Here is an 18042-nt window from a genome sequence, read left to right on the forward strand (position 1 = left end):
GTGGTCCGGGCGCGTGCGCGAGTGGCGGGCCGGGCGCATGCTCAGGCCACCGACTTGCGTACGGTCAGGTCCGACTCCGCCTCAGCGACCCCGAAGGCGGGCGGCACGGGCTCGTTCTTGAGGTAGAGGCGGTCGGCGATGCGCCGGGGCAGCGGGTAGTACGCGAACTTCCCGTGCACGCGCCCGTCGGCGGCCATCGGTTCGGCCAGGAAGCGGCAGACGGAGACGATCCGGTACTCCTCCCGGCCGTGCGAGTCCAGGATGGCGATCTCGGTGACCCGGCGGGAACCGTCCGCGTGCCGGGTCAGCTGCACGATGACATCGACGGCGCTGTTGATCTGGTCCTTGATCGCCACGAACGGGATCTCGACCTCCGACATGGACGCCAGCGTCTGGAGCCGCATCAGCGCGTCCTCCGCGCTGTTGGCGTGCACGGTGGCCAGCGAGCCGTCGTGACCGGTGGACATGGCCTGGAGCATGTCGAGCGTCTCACCGCCACGGACCTCGCCGACGATGATGCGGTCGGGGCGCATACGCAGGGAGTTGCGGACGAGGTCACGGATGGTGATCTGGCCCTTGCCCTCGACGTTCGCCGGCCGGCTCTCCAGCGTGATGACGTGGGACTGCTGGAGCTGGAGCTCGGCGGAGTCCTCGATGGTGACGATGCGCTCGCCGTCCGGGACCAGCCCGGAGAGCGAGTTGAGCAGCGTCGTCTTGCCGGTGCCGGTGGCCCCGGAGACGATCACGTTGAACTTGGCGCGCACCAGGCCGGACAGCAGGAGCATCATGTGCTCGTCCAGCGAGCCGAGGGCGATCATCTCGTGCAGCGTGAAGGCCCGAGGGAAGCGCCGGATGGTGAGGATGGGCCCGGTCAGCGAGAGCGGAGGGATGATCACGTTCACGCGCTCGCCGGACGGCAGCCGGGCGTCGACCATCGGATTGGCCTCGTCCACCCGGCGGTTCACGGTGGAGACGATGCGCTCGATGGTCTGCATCAGCTGCTCGTTGGAGGTGAACCGCATGGGCAGCAGCTCCAGCCGGCCGCCCCGCTCCACGAACACCTGGTCCGCGCCGTTCACCATGATCTCGCTGATGGACGCGTCCTCCAGCAGTGGCTCCAGGATGCCGAGGCCGAGGGCCTCGTCGACCACCCGGCGGATCAGCTGCGTGCGCTCCACGCTCGACAGGACCGGGCCCTCGCGGCTGATGATGTGGCCGAGCACCCGCTCCAGCCGGGCCCGTCGCTCGGCCGCCGCCAGCGCGGACATCTCCGCGAGGTCGATCTCCTCCAGGAGCTTGGCGCGGTAGACCCCGACGAGGAGACTCTCCTCGCTCTGCCCTTTGGCCGGCTCGGGGCTGTTGATGCGCGCCCGCAGGCTCATGTCCTCAACTCCCAGGGTGTGCTGGTGTACTGCTGCTCGGTTGTCTCTGTTGTCTCTGCTGTCGCTGTCGCGGTGTCACGTTCACCGCGGCCGCCGCGACCGCCGCTGTCGGTTCGTCGGGCGCCTAGGTCCCGCGCGTAGGTCCCGCGCGTACGTCGCGTGTCGATCGCGCGTCCGACGCTCCTCGGTCGCACGTCGGTCAGTCGCGGGGCATGGTCGACGTCCTCTTGGCATCGCCGAAGTTGAAGACGGGCAGGATTTCCGGGACCTTGACGCGCGCCGTGACCGTGACCGCCTCCGACGTCGTGTTCATGTCATCGATCCCGGCGTCCAGCCAGCCGCTCACCGCGGCCTTGGCCGCGGCGTCGGCGCTCATCGAGGTCTCGGCGTACGACGCGGTACGGGCGGCCGCCCGCGCCGCCGTACCCGCCTGCTGGGCCGCGTACGCGACGAGGCCGAGCTGGACGCCGACGAGCCCCACGAAGATCAGGAGCGTCAGCACGCCCGCGTACTCGATGGCGGCCTGGCCCGTGTCCGCCTCGCCGTTCGGACGACGTTTCAGCATGGGTCAGCTCTCCTTCGTCGCGGACGCGCGGCCCTCGAGGCCGACCGGGAGGTCGAAGCCGGGGACGAGGACCGGGATCCTCACCGGGACGGTCGCCTCGACGAGGTCACCGGCCTCCGGGCACCTGACGTCGCCCAGGCTCCAGGCACCGGGGAGCTTGTCCGAGGCGGCCTCGTGGCACGCGGCGTTCCGGTTGCCCGGGTCCGCCACGGCCCCGGCCCGCGCCGCCTCGTCCGCCGCGTTGCCCGCCAGCGAGAAGGTGTAGCCCACCAGCGCCGCCTGCCAGAGCAGGACGCAGGTGGCCAGGATGAGGGGGGCCGTCCCGACGAATTCGATGACGGCCTGGCCCCGGTCGTCCTTCAGCCGCGCCGACAGCCGGGACAACGGCCGCGCCCCGGGCCGCGCCCCCGGACGTGACCGGCGCCCGGGCCGCTCACCCCATTCGTACCGCTCGCGCCACTCGTACCGCTCGCGCCGTTCACGCCTTCCGTGTCGCCCGCGTAGCCCGCGTCGCTCGCGTCGTTCTGCCGGTTCCTGGACTCTCATGGTTCAACGCGCCCCCTCGGTCCTCGTCCGTCGCCAAACCGCCGCAGTCACCGTGACTTCGACCGTCCTCGCAGGACCCCGATCGACCCGCGGTCCCCCTTGAACCTGCCTTGTTTCTCCCCCGTTTCGGGGATCTTCACCAGTCCCAGTTCTCCCGCGAGGCCCCACAGGGCCTGCTTCACCGTGGACTTGGCCTCCAGGTCCTGCATCCGGCCCGCGTCCACCGACGCCTGCAGTTCCTTGAAGTTCGCCGGGATCGTCACGCGCGAAACCCGCGTGCCCGTGATCCGCTCCACCAGCGGCGGCTGGATCTCCGTGTTCCGCGTGAAGCGGTTGACCACGGTCACCGTCTCCTCCGCCTTGCGGATCTGGAGCCGGTCCCACAGCCGCACCATGCGCTTGGCAGCGCGGACGGACACCACGTCCGGCGTGGTCACCAGCAAGGTGATGTCCGCCATCTCGATGGCCGCCGCGTTCGCGCTGTTCATCTGCGTGCCGCAGTCGATGACCACGACCTCGTAACGGTTGCGGAGCGCGGAGACGACCTGCCGTACGGACCGCTCGTTGATCTCCTCGCCCCGCTCCCCCTCCGCCGGCGCCAGCAGCAGGCCGATCCCGCTCTGGTGGCTGAAGACCGCGTCCTGGAGCACGCGCGGGGATATGTCCTGGATGGTGGACAGGTCGACGATCGAACGCCGGAACTGCACGTCGAGGTACGAGGCGACGTCACCGGACTGCAGGTCCATGTCGGCGAGTCCGGTCGTCCGGCCCGACGCCTGGGCCGCCAGCGCCAGCTGGACGGCGGTCACGGTCGTGCCGACACCGCCCTTCGCCCCGCTGACCGTGACGACCGTGCCACCGGGGCCGGTGAAGACGTCCCCGCCCGGGCCGAGGTGGCGTCGTACGCCCACGGACCAGCCGGCCGCCGCCTGGACGCGCTGGGCGAGTTCCTCGTACGACAGCGGCAGCCCGACCAGGCCGCGCGCCCCCGCGTCCATCGCCGCGGAGAACAGGCCCGGGCTCGCGTCCGTCGTGACCAGGACGACACCGACGGCGGGGAAGCGCAGGGCAACTTCCCGGATCAGCTCGAGCGCCGGTACGGGGCCGATCCGCTCATGGACGAGGACCACCTCGGGCAGTTCCTCGACCGACTCGGCGGCCAGCCGCGCCAGGGTGTCGATGAGCGAGGTCGAGTCACCGACCGGACCGGCCGGTTCCGCGTCGGGGAGCTGACTGAGCAGTGTGGTGATGGACCGGGCGGCGTCGGCGTCGCCGACGACCGGCAGGATTCGGGTGGTCATGCGTCCCTCACTTGTTCCCCTCCGACTCGTTCCCCTCCGAAGGCGTCGGTGTCTCTCACTTGTCCCCTTCGAGGGTGTAGGTGTTCTCGCCCGGCCTCAGGGTGGTGGGGCTGCCGTCGGCCAGGAGCGCGAGCCGTACGTGCGAGGCGAAGGACTCGGCGTACGCCACGCGCTGGGCGTCCTTGGTCTTCAGGGCGAACGTGATGGGCACGGCCTGCCGGGCCGCCCTGCGGCTGTTGTTGTCGCTGCCCGGCTCCAGCGCGGTGATCTTGCCGACGTCGAGCACCTTGGCGTTGGAGACGATGATCCGGGACTGGGCCCTGGCGGCCTGGCCGTCGCCCTCGAAGGTGGCGAAGATGTTCACCAGGTCGCCGGGGGTGATCTTGCCCGCCACCCCCGTCTCCGCGTCGATCATGATGGCGATCTCCTGCTCGTCACTGGCCAGTTCCGGCCGCTGGACGATCATGTCGTCCTGGAGCAGGGATCCCTTTTTCAGCTGGGTGACGGCGATCTTGCCGTTCAGCACTCCCAGATCGGTCACGGCGTTCTCGGAAAGCCACCGCCTGGGCATGGTGACCTTGGCGAATTGATTGGGCTTGAGTTCCGTGTACGGCGCCACGTCTTCCTTCAGCTCGTACGCCTTGACCACGGGGCCGACCTTCGAATTCACGTCGCTGATCACCGAAAGGACGCCGACAAAAGCGCCGAAGGCACACAGGACCGAGAGAAGAAGGAGTATGACGCCGCGGCGCTGCCGTGAATTCATGGGCGGTAGAACCTCGTTCGGTGACAGAGTGCGGAGGGACGGGTGGAGGGCGGGCGGCGGGCCACCGGTGCGGTACCGCCGCGGTGCGGACGGGCCGGTCGCGCGGTCGCGCGGTACGGTGCGCTCGGGCCGGCGGGGCGCTCCCGAGGCCCTGGCGGCGGGCTCCGGAGCCGGTCCGGCCGGGTCGGCGGCGAGGGTGCTCCCGGGGCCCGGGAAGCGGTGTCCGGTAAGCGGCGGTCCGGGCCACCGGCCTCCCCGGAGCGGTTTCCGGGAGCAACCCCCGGGAGCGGCCACCGTCTCCGAGTACCGGCCACGGGCGGGCCGCCGGGACCGGCCGGGCGCCGGGCGCTACGGGCGCTAGGAGTCGGGCTGCATGGGCGTTCCGTGGCTGAGGACGCCTGCCGGCCGGACCCGGTTCTCGTACGGCACGAGAGGCGCCGAACAGAATCCGCACCGGTCCCCTATCAGTTCGATACCGCACCAGGGGCACTTCTCCCGGCGGACGGAGGCGACCAGCTGATAAAGGACGGAGATGTCCGGGAGGAAGGCAGCGAATTCGACCATCTTGGCGGTGCCCCACCAGCGCGGTGAATCGGCGAGGAGAGCGCTCTCCTGGATTCCCCGCACCTGCCAGGCGGGAGCCAGCTTCGTGGTCACCCAGTCCGACTGCGACTGCCCCTTTCCGATCACCATCTGGGTGGCGAAGTCCGGTCCGGCGAGTTCTCCGGCACCAATCCTGATCAACTGGGGTTCGGGGTTCGCGACCACCCCGAACTGCGTACCCGGCAACCATGATTTGGCATGCGTCTTGAGGCTCACCGGAACCCGGTCGAGCTTGGTCACGGAGTGGAGCAGCGCCCCGGCGTGGATGTAGTGCGTGAGCAGCCGGGCCGCCGAGGCGATGACGCCGGCGCTGAAGTCGCAGATGGACAACTGACGCAGCTGACGCACGAGTACGGCCACGCCGAGCGGCGGCAGATCGAGCTTCAGCAGAGCGATGCGGTCGCTCTCCAGGATGCCGCGCACCGTGTGCAGGCGCCGTTCGTGAGCGAGGGGAAGGGAGGCGGGACAGAGCACGACGACGTAGCCGTGCTGTTCCACCAGAACCTGCATGTCGGCCAGGGCCGCGTCGAGGGGCTGGGCGTCCGGCGGCTGCACCAGGGCGGCGGTGGGCGTCGACGGGTCCGTGGGCGGTAGCACCAGATCGGGGCTGGTGACTGCGATCGCGGTGGGCACGGTGATTCCCCGTTCCGATCCAGCCGTCGGGAACCCGTCGGCCACGGTTCACGCCTGTTCGGCTCTTCTGGCAGAGCACTTTATCCACGAGTTAAGGGCTAGAGAACACCTATCGGATGACAGTCCTGCAGCTCCGAGTAACAAGAACCAGCAAAGTCGGGCGAAGCAGTCAATAGTTAACCCACGTTTCAATGAATATTCGGTTTGTTTGCTTCCAGCACCAACTCGTTCCGTTTCGGTAACCAAGCGCTCCGTTTTGGGCCCGGATTGGGCCCACGGGCCCACGCCATGGCGCGGGCCGCGACCGTACGCTCCCATTCCGATTCCGCGTGCGAAAGGCACCGGAGTCCCACGGGGGACGCGCATCGGACGAGGGGGACGTCGGGTGAGACGGGGAACGGGAAAGAAGCCGGTGGCGCGCGACCGCGGCGCCACCGCCACCGAGTACGTGGGTGTGCTGGTGGTCGTCGCCGCGGTCGCCGGAGCCCTGGTCGGCACGGGAGTCGACACCCGGATCGCGGCCGAACTCCGCTGCCTGGTGACGTTCAGCGGCCCCTGCGCCGCGGGCGGTGGTGGCGGCGACCGGGACGAGTCGGCACCCAGGAGCGACGCCGACTACGAGCCGGCCCTCTGCCAGATCTCCTCGGTCACGGACAAGGCGGGCGGCAAGGCGAAGGTCCTGTTCTTCGAATGGGGCCAGGAGTACGGCTTCCAGCAGCAGATGTTCGCCTCCGGCAAGGACCTCGACGGGGACGGCGAGGTGGACGGGAAGGACCAGTTGGTGATGCTCACCTTCACCGACGCCGCGTCCGCCGCCGCCAAGAAGGACTGGAAACCGGGCGCCAAGGTCGGCAAGTTCGGCGCGGACAAGGTCGAACTGGGCGCCGGGCTCAAGGTGACCAACGGCGACACCTGGGTCTTCGAGAGCGAGGAGGAGGCCGCCGCCTTCCGGGACGACATCGAGAAGCTCAAGACGTACGAACTGGCCAACCGGCAGTCGGGCGCGCGCGGCGGCGGCCTCGGCAACAGCATCCTCTATCTCTTCGGCAAGGGCCCGATGGCCGAGGAGGAGAAGCTGCGTGACCGGATCGAGGACAAGCTCGGCAACAGGCACATCAGTTACGGCAAGGTCGGCCTGGAGACGGGCGTGGCCGGCGGGCTCAAGCTGTCGGCGGGCGACGAGAAGAAGCTGAGCGCCACCCTCGGCGGCAACTTCACCTTCTCGCCCGAAGCGACCTGGACGAACAACGACTTCCGGGGCACCAAGGCGTACACGTACAGCGCGGCCGTCGAGTACGGCTCGAAGGCGGGCTACGAGGCCGGGCGCCTGACCGGCGAGTCGTCCGCCTCCACCACACAGACGGGCACGATCACCGTCTCCTACGACAAGAAGACGGGCGAACTGGTGCGCATCGACATGACCCGTACGGTGGAGAAGGGCGGCGCGAAGGACGGCGCCGGCCTCGACGGCGGCAACGGCAAGGACGGGGCCGACAAGCGCGGCGGCAAGGGCAGCGCGAAGGGCGGCGACCAGGAGTCCGGGATCGAGGTCGTCTCCAACTCGGTGATCATCCCGAAGGGCTCCGAGGGCGACCGGCAGCGCCGGATCGCCCAGGAGTGGCTGGACGGCCACGGCGACAACACCGCGCCCTTCGCCTACATGTTCGACGACCACGCGCCGACGAAGCGTCCCGGCGCGGACGACCCGTTCGGGCGACTGCTGTTCGACGAGGGGCTGTCCAGCAGGCTCCGCTACACCGGGCGGACCGACGCGGCGGAGTACGGCTTCGAGCTGAATCTGGGCTTGAGTCTCGGCTTCTCGGTGTCGACCGAGCGGAAGGAAGAGACCCTGGACGAGGCGCGGTTCCTGGGGGCGCCGCACGGGGACAGCCGCGGCTATGTGCCGTACAGCTACTGTGCGAATTGACGGCCGACGGGTGACAGGAGTGAAGACGGGTGACAGGAGCGAATCCGTGATGAGCAGGCACTCTTTCTCCACCGCCACCACCGGGGCCCGATTGGCCGTCGCCGCCCGGTTCGCCGTCGCCGCCGCCGTCGTCCTGACCGCGGCGGGCTGCGGCGCCACGGACGCGGGCGGCGGCACGGTCCCGGAGGGCTGGGGCACGCTGAAGACCTCCTCGGTCACCGTCGCACACCCGCCCGGCTTCGTCCCCCAGGGCGAGAAGGAGCGCAGCCGCCACAACGCCGCGGCGGCGACCCTCACCGAGGGCGGCGAGGACATCGGGATGATCACCGTCCAGCTGGACTTCACCGACGCCGACTCGGCCGAGGAGGCGGCGATCGGCGCCGAGGCGGCCGTCGCCCTGGGCTCGACGCTGGGCGAACAGAGCGCGATCGAGGTCGCGGGGCCCGACGGCCCGGCGGAGGCCCGGCGCACCGACTTCGCGTTCACGGAGAAGGGGACGCGCGTCGAAGGAGTGATCGTGGCGGGACTGGACTCGGCGAAGAAGACGTACGCGGTACGGGTCGACGCGCGCAAGGGCGGACTCGGCGACGGCGACCTGACGAAGATCCTCCGCTCCATCACGGTCACGTAGGCGGGCACCATGGACATTCCCGGTGGCGACCACCTCTTCTTCCTCGGCATGGTCCTGCTCTTCGGCTGGCTCGCGACGCACTACGCGCGCCGGCTGGCCGCGGTCACCCGCGCGCTGCGCCGGGGCGTGCGGGTGCCCGGCACCTGCGCGCGCGTCGAGACCGAGCCGTACAACCGCTCGGACACGCGACGGTACTTCTTCACCTTCCGGACCGAGGACGGGCGGGAGATCGAGTTCGAGGACCTGGCGACCCGGTCGGTGCGGGCCGGTACGCGGGTCACGGTGGCCTACGACCCGGCCGCCCCCGACCGGACCGCGACGGTCACGGGCCGCGGCTCGGGGACGCCCGTGCTCCAGTACGCGCTGCTGGTGGCGGGATGCGGGCTGGGGGCGGCCGGATTCGCGGTGGTGTACGTCTTCACGGTGCTGTGAGGCGGCGGGAGTGACGGGACGGTGCGGGCGGGGTCAGAGGCGCGAAACGCGCGGCATGTGCGAGGTGTGCGAGATGTGCGAGATGTGCGAGACATACGGATCCGAGCCGCACGGGGCCCGGCCGTGCGGCACGCCGAGGGGAGGCGGGAGCCGATGACCCGGTACGACCACCCGGGCACGCGCTCCGGGCGCGACGAGGGGCCGGGCGCCCCGGTGTTCGCACTCGCCGTCGCCTGGGCGGCCGGCATCGTCGTCCTGCTCGTCACCGAGTACGTCCAGGCGACCCTGGTCTACGGAGAACTGGCCCCGAGAGAGGGCCTGGACACGTTCGCGGGCCGTCTGACGCTGGTCCACCTGCCGAACGCCCTGTGTGTCGCGGCCGCCGCCTGGGCCGCCGGCCGCTTCCACCGGGACCCGTTCCGTGACCGCGCGGCACGGCACCTGGTGGCGGTCCTGACCGTCCCCGTGGCGGCGCAGGCGCTGAATCTGGCGCTCCAGTGGGAACGGATGACCGTGGAGGACCTGTCGCTGTCGAACGCGGTGCTGGTGGTCGGGTGCGTGACGGGGTACGTGGCGGACCGGCTCCAGGAGGAGGACTGACATGTTTCCCCGGCAACTCCTGGAGCGCGCCGAGCGCCTGGCCGCGTCCGGCGGCCGCCGGCTGCTCGGCATCGCCGGCCCGCCCGGCGCCGGGAAGACCACGCTGGCCGCGCACCTGGTCGCCGAACTGGGCCCCGAGCGCGCCGTTCTGGTGCCGATGGACGGCTTCCACCTGGCCGACGCCGAACTGCGCCGGCTCGGCCTGATGGGGCGCAAGGGCGCTCCGGAGACGTTCGACCCGTACGGCTACACCGCGCTCCTGCGGCGGCTGCGCGCGGCGCGGCCGGGCGAGCCGGTGTACGCGCCGGGCTTCGACCGCGAGCTGGAGCAGCCCGTGGCGGGGAGCATTCCGGTCCTCCCGGAGGTGCCCCTGGTGATCACCGAGGGCAACTACCTGCTGCTCGACGACGCCCCGTGGGGCGCGGTGCGCGAGCTGCTGGACGAGACCTGGTGGGTGGATCTGGCCACCGAGGAGCGGGTACGGAGGCTGATCACCCGCCATGAGCGCTTCGGCAAGAGCCGGGAGGAGGCCGAACGCTTCGTCCTGACCTCGGACGAGGCGAACGCCCGCCTGGTCGCCCCGGGCCGGTCGGCGGCGGACCTGGTGGTCACGGCCCTGTAGCAGGACGAGGGCCGATCTCCGCTCGCCTCTTGGCCGGGCGACGGCCACCCCCGTACCCACGCGCCCCGCGCATGACTTTGCCTTCTCTTTACAACCGGTCCGGGCGGCGCCTCGTCTCTCCGCTCGATCCGTAACGCAGCCCGCCCGCGTCACCGGGCGGGCCGACGAGAGAGAGCGTTCATGCGCCGAACTGTCCTCAGTGCCCTCGCACTCGCGTGCACCGCCGTGCTGGCGAGCACGGTGCCCGCGTTCGCCGACGACGCGGCCCCGGCCCGGCCGGCCGAGCGGGCTCCCCAGGCGGCCCAGGCGGCCCAGGCGGCCCAGGCGGCCCAGGCCTCGGACGATGCTCCCAAGGCACCGGCCGCCGAGCAGCAGGCGGCGAGGCCCGCGGAGAAGACCGCCCCGAGCGCGGTCCCCGAGCAGGCCCGGCCGGCCGACCAGCCCGCCAAGGACTCGGACGGCCCCGCCGTCGCACCCGCACCGGCCCGGGACCAGGTCTCCGTCGTGCCCGAGGGAGCGCCCAACACCGGTGTGGTGACCGAGTCGGCGAACGCCGGCACCGACGGCACGCTGATCGGTGGCGGGGCCGCCGCGGCGTTCGCGCTGGGCGGCGCCGGGTTCTTCCTCGTACGCCGCCGGCAGGCGACCGGGGCATGACACCGCTCTCCAGGCGCGCCTTCGCCACCGCGGCGCTGGCTTCGCTGCTCGTCGGGTGCGGCGGCCCCGGGACCGGTCGGAACACGTCCGGTCGGGACACGTCCGGTCGGGACACGTCCGGCCGTGCCGCGGCCGATCAGGGCGCGTCCGGCCGGAAGACGACCGCACGCACCGGCGCCACGCCGCCGCCTCCGGGCTCCCCCGCCAAGGCCGCGCGGCCCCTCGGACGCTCGGTCCCGGTCGGCTTGCGCATCCCCGCCATCGAGGTCGACACCCCGGTCATGCGGCTGGGGCTGGCTTCGGACGGCAGCGTGGAGGTGCCCCCGGCCACGGCCGACGACCGGGCCGGCTGGTACCGGCACTCGCCGACACCGGGTCAGACCGGCCCGTCGGTGATCCTCGGTCATGTCACGGTCGGCGACTACGGGGACGGGGTCTTCCGCCACCTCGCGCGGCTTCGGCGGGGCGACCGGATCGAGGCGCGCCTGGAGAACGGGACGACGGCGGTGTTCGCCGTCGGCACCGTACGGACGGTCGCCAAGGCCGGCTTCCCGGCGGACGACGTCTACGGGAACGTGGACCGCCCCGAGCTGCGGCTCATCACCTGCGGCGGCCCTCAAAGCGACGACGGCTACCGCGACAACGTGATCGTCTTCGCGGCGCTGGACTCGGTGAGCCGCTGACCCACCGAGTCCAGCGCCCGCCGCGTGCGGCCCGCGGCCCGCTCCCCGTCGGCCACCGGCCCCACCCGTACCCCTGGCGCCGGGCCGCCGGAACCCGTTCCGGCGGCCCGGGGTCTTCCCCCCCCTGCCCCCACGAGTGCCCCCACGACCATGGAGAGCGTTGAAACGGTCCCGCGAGAAGGCAGCGTCCGAACTGTTCGCCGCCCTCTACCCGCGCCTCGCCGGCTGGTGCCGCCGGCTGGTCGACGACGACGAGACGGCCCACGAGATCGCCTCGGAGGCGTTCACCCGGCTCTGGGCCCGCTGGACTTCCGTCTCGGAGCCCCAGGGATTCCTCTACGTCACGGCGGCCAACCTCGTCCGGGACCACTGGCGCAAGCTCGAGCGCGAACGCAAGGCCGTCCGCCGGGCCACCGCCGAAGCCGCCGTCCGCCCGCACGCCGAGCAGGCCGACCCCTCCGTCCGCATGCTCGTGCAGTCGCTGCCGGAACGGCTGCGCGTCCCCATCCTGCTGCACTACTACGCTGACATGCCGCTCCGGGAGGTGTCCGCGCTGACCGGGCGCAAGGAAGGAACCATCAAGGCCGACCTCCACGCGGCCCGCGAACGGCTCCGCGCCCACCTGAGGAGAAGCGTTGATCACACCCGCTGACGAGGGACGGGACCACGAGCCCGACGACCCGCTCGCACTCGTCCTGCGACCTCCCTCGGACCACCTCGCCCCGCCCCCGGGCCGCTACGAGACGATCCGCCGGACCGCGGCGCGGCGGCGGCTGCTGCGGGCCGGGGCCGCGGTCGGCGCCTCCTGCGCCGTCGCCGCCCTCATCGTGCTGCCCCTGCGGCTGTCGGCCCAGGTGGCACCCGCGCCCCCGGTGGTGCCGCTCGCCCCACCGCCGCCGCCCAGTCGCGAGCCGGCCGCGCCCGTCCCGTCGGCGTCACCGCGGCCCGCCGAGAAGGGCCCGACCACCGACGACCGCCCCACCGACCCGTCACGGGCCTCCGGCCCCGGCAGCCCGGCGGAGCCCGCGGACCGCGCCCGGACCCCGTCGGACGCGGCGGCCAGGGCGTCCGACGAACCGTCCGCGGAACAGAGAGCGGCCGAATCCGGGGCCGGGCGCGACACCATGCCCGAGCCACGCACCACCCAGCCCGGGCCCGACGCACCGCCCGGCCCCGAGCCCAGCGCCCGGCCGTAGGCCCCGGCCTCGGGTACCAGCCGTAGGCCCCGGGCGCGGGTCCCGGGCGCAGGTCCCGGCCGTACGTTCCGGGCCCGCGCGCGGGCCGTTCCAATCCCCTCTGGTCGCAGGGGTCTTGACAAGGCAATTGGTCTGGACCAACTGTATGGGCGATGGCCACCGTCCCCCCACGACCCAGCGGAGGCAACAAGTGGAACGCGCGGTTACGTCAATGAACGGCGGCGGCAGACGCGCCCCCGCACGACTGCCGGCCCCTCGGATACCGGCACGCCTGAAATCACTGCTCGGTGCCGCGGCGGCCGTGGTCACCGTCGGCGCCTTGAGTATCACCGGCCTGAGCGGGACAGCCCAGGCCGCCGACGTCAATGTGGTCAAGAACGCGGGATTCGAGTCCGGGCTGTCGGGCTGGAGCTGTTCCGCGGGCAGCGGAAGCGCCGTCAGCTCCCCCGCGCACGGCGGCGGCGCCGCCCTCAAAGCCACGCCCGCCGGGCAGGACAACGCCAAGTGCGTACAGACCGTGGCGGTCCGGCCCAACTCGGCGTACGCGCTCAGCGCCTGGGTCCAGGGCGGTTACGCCTACCTCGGCGCCGAGGGCACCGGCACCACCGACGTGTCCACCTGGACCCCGGACAGCTCCGGCTGGAAGCAGCTCACCACGAGCTTCAGGACGGGCCCCGCCACCCGTTCCGTGACGGTCTACACCCACGGCTGGTACGGGCAGAGCCCGTACTACGTCGACGACGTCTCCGTCCTCGGTCCCGACGGCGGCGGGGGCGGCGACCCCGACCCCCAGCCGCCCGCCACCCCCACGGGCGTCACCGTGGCCTCCGTGACCTCGTCCTCCGCCACGCTCAACTGGGGCGCGGCCGCCGGGGCGACCGGCTACTCCGTCTACCGGGGCGGTACGAAGGTCCAGTCGGCGACCGGCACCTCGGCGACCGTGACGGGGCTCGCGGCGAACACCTCGTACCAGTTCCAGGTGAGCGCCACCAACGCGGCGGGCGAGTCCGCGAAGTCCGCCGCCGTCACCGCGCGGACCGCGCCGGGCACCGGCCCGGGCGACCCGGAGCCGAACGGCCCGTCCGTCCCGAAGCACGCGGTGACCGGCTACTGGCAGAACTTCGACAACGGCGCGGCCGTCCAGAAGCTGCGTGACGTCCCGTCGCAGTACGACATCATCGCGGTCTCCTTCGCCGAGGCCACCTCGACGCCCGGCGGCCTGGGCTTCACCCTGGACCCGGCCGTCGGCTACGCCTCGGTCGCCGACTTCAAGGCGGACATCGCGGCGAAGAAGAACGCCGGTGTCTCGGTGATCCTCTCCGTCGGCGGCGAGCGGGGCACGGTGTCGGTCAACAGCGACGCCTCCGCGACGGCCTTCGCCGACAGCGCGTACGCGCTGATGCGGGAGTACGGCTTCAACGGCATCGACATCGACCTGGAGAACGGCCTCAACTCGACGTACATGACCAAGGCGCTGCGGCAGCTGTCGGCGAAGGCGGGCAGCGGGATGGTCCTCACCATGGCGCCGCAGACGATCGACATGCAGTCGACGGCGGGCGAGTACTTCAAGACCGCGCTGAACGTGAAGGACATCCTCACGGTCGTCAACATGCAGTACTACAACAGCGGTTCCATGCTGGGCTGCGACGGCAAGGTCTACTCCCAGGGTTCCGTCGACTTCCTGACGGCCCTCGCCTGCATCCAGCTCGAAGGCGGCCTCGCCCCGTCCCAGGTGGGCATCGGCGTCCCGGCCTCCACCCGGGGCGCGGGCAGCGGCTACGTCGACCCGTCGGTGGTGCGCAGCGCCCTGGACTGCCTGGCGCGGGGCACCAACTGCGGCTCGTTCAAGCCGTCCCGCACCTACCCGGGCATCCGTGGCGCGATGACCTGGTCGACCAACTGGGACGCGACGGCCGGCAACGCCTGGTCGAACGCGGTCGGCCCGCACGTCCACGGCCTCCCGTAGCCGTACGGGCGTCGGGCGGCACCGCCGCGACAACCCCTCGGGCCCCAGCGCGCCGTCCGGCGTGCCGGGGCCCGTCCCCATCGGCCCCGTCCCGAGCCCCGTCCCGAGCCCCGTCCCATCTGTCGCGGAACTCCTGCGACTGTCGCCGACCGCCTGCGGGTGTGTCCGTGATCGGTAACAGCGGGAGCCCCCAAGCGGGTTCGTGTGTCTTCATGGGTGCACGACATCGGCGGAGACAGCAAAGGGGCGGGCGGACGTGGCGAGGCACAAGGGACGGGGCTGGCACGGCCGGGTTGTCGCGGCGGCGCTCGGGGTGACGGCGGTGGCGGCCGCCACCTCGGTGTGGACCGCGCAGGCGGACCCCGCCGGGGGCCGGCAGCCGGAAGCCCGTGCCTCGGCTCCGGCCGCCCAGGACCGGGCCCCGGCCAAGGTGTCGGCGGAGATCGCGCACGCCTCGGAGGCCGGCGCCCGGGGCGTCAACATCACCATCGACGACGGACCGGACCCGACCTGGACGCCGCAGGTGCTGCGACTGCTGGAGGACAACGGTGCGAAGGCCACGTTCTGCATGGTGGGCCCGCAGGCCGAAGCGCACCCGGACCTGGTCAAGGAGATCGTGGCGGCCGGACACCGGCTGTGCAACCACACGGTCTCCCACGACACCACCATGGACACCAAGCCGGAGGCCTACCAGTCCCAGCAGATCCTGGACGCCGAACGCATGATCACCAAGGCGTCCGGAGGCGTCCGGTCGCAGTACTACCGGGCCCCGGGCGGCGCTTTCACCCCGTACAGCCGGCAGCTCGCCGCGTCCCACGGGATGCGGCCGCTGGGCTGGAACGTCGACTCCAGGGACTTCGAGCGTCCCGGCGCGGACGCCATGGTCGCCACCGTCAAGCGCGAGATCTCAGGCGGACCGACCGTCCTCTTCCACGACGCGGGCGGGGATCGCGCTCAGACCGTGGCCGCCCTGCGCGAGGTGCTGCCCTGGCTGAAGCAGCAGGGGTACTCCTTCGGTTTCCCCGTACGGTGACATGGGGCTACACGGTATTCGCACAGTGACAAGAAGGCCGCCGGCTGGTCGCGCGGTCACGCCCAAGGGCCAGCTGTGCCGCTTCGCGATGTGGGCGACCAGCGCGGCGCCCAGCCCGCGTCCAGTTCTGCCGGTGACACTGACCGTCCGGCCCTCGGCTCGGTAGAACGGCTGGGTGACCTGGGCGGCCTGTTCGGGAGAGAGGGCGGGTCCGGAGTTGCTGATGCTGAAGAGGGCCTGCTCGGCGTCGACCGTGAGGCTGACATCCACCGTTCCCGGCTTCGTGTTGTGCTGGATGGCGTTGCTGACGAGATTGTCCAGCATCAGTCGCAGGAGTACCGGGTCGGCCTTGACCGGGACCGGAGAGGTTGGGGCAAGTCGGAGCTCGACGTCCACGACAGCTGCCTGGGGCCGTTGTTCACTCAGCACCTGCTGGACCACGGCGTCCAGCGCGACCGTCTGCCGGTTGAGTTCGCCGTCTTCCGCCGCCGCGAGATCGAGGAGTGCCGTCACTGTCTGTGTGCTGCGGGTGCTGAGCTGGCGGAGATCAGTGAGCAGGTCGTGCACATGGCCCAGATTCGGGTCGCCCAGGGCGACGTCGATAACCGCCTGGCTGGTCGCGAGCGGTGTCTGGAGTTCGTGCGAGGCGTTGGCGGCGAACTGGCGCTGGGTGTCGAAAGATCGCTGCAGTCGGGCCAGCATCGCGTTGAACGTGCGGGCCAGGCTGGTGACCTCGTCGGGCGGGCCGTCCACGTCCACGCGGGAACTGAGGTCGCCCGCGACCGCGCTGCGTGCCGCGGCGTCGATTTCGGCGAGGGGTGCCAGAGCTCGGCCGACCACTGTGCGCATGAGCAGGGCGCCGATCACGATGACGACGAGAAAGGCGAGAGAGGAGAAGATGGTCAGGAGGCGCAGGAAATCGGCGGGGCTCGACACGGTGGTCGGAACACTGGAGGATCTGGCCGAACTCGGTGCCTGACCCGGGACGAGCGTCACATCGACCGGGGTGAGGGTGTACCGCGGCACATAGGCCATAAGAGCCACCACCAGCATGATGAGCAGGGCGGCGCTGAGGGTGAGCAACGCACCGAACACGATAGTGACCCGCGCCTTCACCGAGAATCGCCGAGAGGTCATCGGGCGGCGTCCTGATCTTTCTGAGGACACGAGGCCTGCTCGGTGATGATGCGGTACCCGGCGCCGGCGATGGTCTCGATGGGCCAGGGGTGGCCGAGCTTGCGACGCAAGGTGGAGATCACCACCCGGGGAGAGTTGGTGAACGGATCGGCGTTCCGGTCCCATGCCTTGGCAAGAAGTTCCTCGGCACTCAGCACTCCGCCGCCCGCGCGCAGGAGCTGCTCGAGGACGGCGAATTCCTTGTTGGTCAGGCTCAGCGGGACGCCGGAGCGAGAGACCTGGCGGGTGAAGGGGTCAAGGCTCAGGTCACCGGCCCGGAGCAGCGTGGGGAGTCGAGGCCCCGTACGTCGCGAGATCGCCCGGAGCCGGGCAATGAGCTCAGGAAACTCGAAAGGCTTGGCCAGGTAGTCATCAGCACCGAGTCGCAGACCCTCCACGCGGTCATCCAGCCGACCAGCGGCGGTCAGCATCAGCACCCCTACCTGCGGGTACGCATGAACGGCGCGACGGCACACCTCATCACCATGCACGACCGGGATATCACGATCGAGAACCATGGCGTCATAGTCGTTGAGCTCCAGCATCTCCAGAGCTGATCCACCGTCACCGGTCGCGTCGACCGTCATCGAGTCTCGCTGCAGACAGATCCGCAGCGCCTTCGCGAGCAGAGGCTCGTCCTCGACCACAAGGACTTTCACGTCCCTGCTCCTCTCGTCCCCCGCACCACTTCCGAGCTCTTCCTTTCGTAACGGGCCCCAGCAATAGCTTCGCGGACCGTCATACCCGGTGCCGGGGCAGCCGCCCCGGCACCGAGCTGCCTCAAGCTACGCGAGATCAGGGGCGGTACGTCTCGTCGCCCGCGGGCGTACCTGGACGGTCGCCCTCGGGCAGGGGGTACGCCTGGGAGTCACCCGCGGGCGTACCGGGACGGTCCCCCTCGGGCAGGGGGTACGTCTCGTCGCCCGCGGGCGTACCGGGACGGTCCCCCTCGGGCAGAACTACCGCGGGCTGGTCCCCACCGTCGTGGGAGGAGGCGCCGGATGCGGCATTGGCAATCGTCGCCCCGCCGCCGATCAGCACGGCGGCGGTGACCAGACCGATGCCCCAGCTTCGCGTGAATTGCATGATGAATCCTCTCTGCGGACCCCAGGTGGGCCGGCTCCCGCAGTCAAGCCGGAGGGATGTTGCGAGAGTTTAAAGAGGCAGCCGCGCCTCTGCGTTGCGAAGGACGCCCCGCTGACGTGGGCAGGACGGGCGGCAAGCCCCGTCGGCCCCTCCGGCTCCGCGTCGAGGATTCCACCGCCCACAGGACGTCGGCGGGGATGGCCGTGTCGCCCCGCCGCCACGCGAGGGACTACGAAC

19 protein-coding genes and 1 pseudogene are annotated in these 18042 nt (G+C 71.2%); 11 read left to right on the top strand and 9 right to left on the bottom strand.

The features are described 5' to 3' along the window. Positions 1-41: 41 nt before the first annotated feature. The 6 genes from IG02_RS0120410 to IG02_RS0120435 all read right to left on the bottom strand — a co-directional run bounded on the left by IG02_RS0120410 (position 42) and on the right by IG02_RS0120435 (position 5796). On the bottom strand, positions 42-1382 hold the full coding sequence (locus IG02_RS0120410; protein ID WP_030749910.1) for a CpaF family protein: 1341 nt from the start codon (positions 1380-1382) through the stop codon (positions 42-44). A gap of 199 nt (positions 1383-1581) precedes the next feature. Beyond that, positions 1582-1947, bottom strand: a complete 366-nt coding sequence (locus tag IG02_RS0120415) for a TadE/TadG family type IV pilus assembly protein (protein WP_030749913.1) — start codon at positions 1945-1947, stop codon at positions 1582-1584. A 3-nt stretch (positions 1948-1950) separates the two neighbouring features. After that, entirely contained in the window at positions 1951-2331 is a 381-nt protein-coding gene (locus IG02_RS0120420; protein WP_324604735.1) for a TadE/TadG family type IV pilus assembly protein, read from the bottom strand. A gap of 209 nt (positions 2332-2540) precedes the next feature. Further along, entirely contained in the window at positions 2541-3794 is a 1254-nt protein-coding gene (locus tag IG02_RS0120425; protein ID WP_030749919.1) for an AAA family ATPase, read from the bottom strand. Between the two features lie 55 nt (positions 3795-3849). Further along, entirely contained in the window at positions 3850-4560 is a 711-nt protein-coding gene (gene cpaB, locus IG02_RS0120430) for a Flp pilus assembly protein CpaB (RefSeq protein WP_030749922.1), read from the bottom strand. Positions 4561-4917: 357 nt separating this feature from the next. Next, on the bottom strand, positions 4918-5796 hold the full coding sequence (locus IG02_RS0120435) for a hypothetical protein (protein ID WP_030749925.1): 879 nt from the start codon (positions 5794-5796) through the stop codon (positions 4918-4920). 385 nt (positions 5797-6181) lie between these two features. Between IG02_RS0120435 and IG02_RS0120440 the strand changes: the two genes are divergently transcribed. The 11 genes from IG02_RS0120440 to IG02_RS42950 all read left to right on the top strand — a co-directional run bounded on the left by IG02_RS0120440 (position 6182) and on the right by IG02_RS42950 (position 15543). Beyond that, positions 6182-7723, top strand: a complete 1542-nt coding sequence (locus tag IG02_RS0120440) for a hypothetical protein (protein ID WP_107055652.1) — start codon at positions 6182-6184, stop codon at positions 7721-7723. Positions 7724-7772: 49 nt separating this feature from the next. After that, positions 7773-8354, top strand: a complete 582-nt coding sequence (locus IG02_RS0120445) for a hypothetical protein (RefSeq protein ID WP_037803610.1) — start codon at positions 7773-7775, stop codon at positions 8352-8354. Between the two features lie 9 nt (positions 8355-8363). Further along, entirely contained in the window at positions 8364-8786 is a 423-nt protein-coding gene (locus IG02_RS0120450) for a DUF3592 domain-containing protein (RefSeq protein WP_030749931.1), read from the top strand. A 153-nt stretch (positions 8787-8939) separates the two neighbouring features. Continuing rightward, positions 8940-9386 (top strand): hypothetical protein, encoded by a 447-nt coding sequence (locus tag IG02_RS0120455; RefSeq protein ID WP_030749934.1) that lies wholly within the window; start codon positions 8940-8942, stop codon positions 9384-9386. Between the two features lies 1 nt (position 9387). Further along, a complete protein-coding gene (locus IG02_RS0120460) occupies positions 9388-10008 on the top strand; it encodes a nucleoside/nucleotide kinase family protein (protein ID WP_030749937.1) in 621 nt (206 codons plus the stop codon). A 180-nt stretch (positions 10009-10188) separates the two neighbouring features. Then, positions 10189-10665: a hypothetical protein gene (locus IG02_RS0120465; protein ID WP_030749940.1), complete on the top strand. Its 477-nt coding sequence runs from the start codon at positions 10189-10191 to the stop codon at positions 10663-10665. After that, positions 10662-11348 (top strand): class F sortase, encoded by a 687-nt coding sequence (locus IG02_RS0120470; RefSeq protein ID WP_030749943.1) that lies wholly within the window; start codon positions 10662-10664, stop codon positions 11346-11348. Before IG02_RS0120465 ends, IG02_RS0120470 begins: the two co-directional genes overlap by 4 nt. A 160-nt stretch (positions 11349-11508) precedes the next feature. Beyond that, positions 11509-12000, top strand: coding sequence for an RNA polymerase sigma factor (locus IG02_RS0120475; RefSeq protein ID WP_030749946.1), 492 nt, complete (start codon positions 11509-11511; stop codon positions 11998-12000). Continuing rightward, complete coding sequence (locus tag IG02_RS0120480) at positions 11984-12544, top strand: hypothetical protein (protein ID WP_063756822.1); 561 nt, start codon at positions 11984-11986, stop codon at positions 12542-12544. The genes IG02_RS0120475 and IG02_RS0120480 overlap by 17 nt, the downstream gene beginning before the upstream one ends. Before the next feature lie 211 nt (positions 12545-12755). Further along, positions 12756-14510 carry a chitinase gene (locus tag IG02_RS0120485; protein ID WP_051765378.1) on the top strand — a complete coding sequence of 585 codons (1755 nt, stop codon included), beginning with the start codon at positions 12756-12758 and terminating at the stop codon, positions 14508-14510. Between the two features lie 256 nt (positions 14511-14766). Continuing rightward, on the top strand, positions 14767-15543 hold the full coding sequence (locus IG02_RS42950) for a polysaccharide deacetylase family protein (RefSeq protein WP_030749955.1): 777 nt from the start codon (positions 14767-14769) through the stop codon (positions 15541-15543). 21 nt (positions 15544-15564) lie between these two features. Here the strand turns inward: IG02_RS42950 and IG02_RS42955 are convergent. The 3 genes and pseudogenes from IG02_RS42955 to IG02_RS0120505 form a co-directional block, all read right to left on the bottom strand. Continuing rightward, positions 15565-16680, bottom strand: a pseudogene (locus IG02_RS42955) (sensor histidine kinase); the annotation flags it as partial. Continuing rightward, on the bottom strand, positions 16677-17378 hold the full coding sequence (locus IG02_RS0120500) for a response regulator transcription factor (RefSeq protein ID WP_051765380.1): 702 nt from the start codon (positions 17376-17378) through the stop codon (positions 16677-16679). The gene IG02_RS0120500 and the pseudogene IG02_RS42955, both read right to left, overlap by 4 nt. Positions 17379-17514: 136 nt before the next feature. After that, positions 17515-17805 (bottom strand): hypothetical protein, encoded by a 291-nt coding sequence (locus IG02_RS0120505; protein WP_030749963.1) that lies wholly within the window; start codon positions 17803-17805, stop codon positions 17515-17517. Positions 17806-18042: the final 237 nt, after the last annotated feature.

The sequence above is a fragment of the Streptomyces sp. NRRL F-5135 genome (assembly GCF_000719775.1).
GTDB lineage: Bacteria > Actinomycetota > Actinomycetes > Streptomycetales > Streptomycetaceae > Streptomyces > Streptomyces hebeiensis.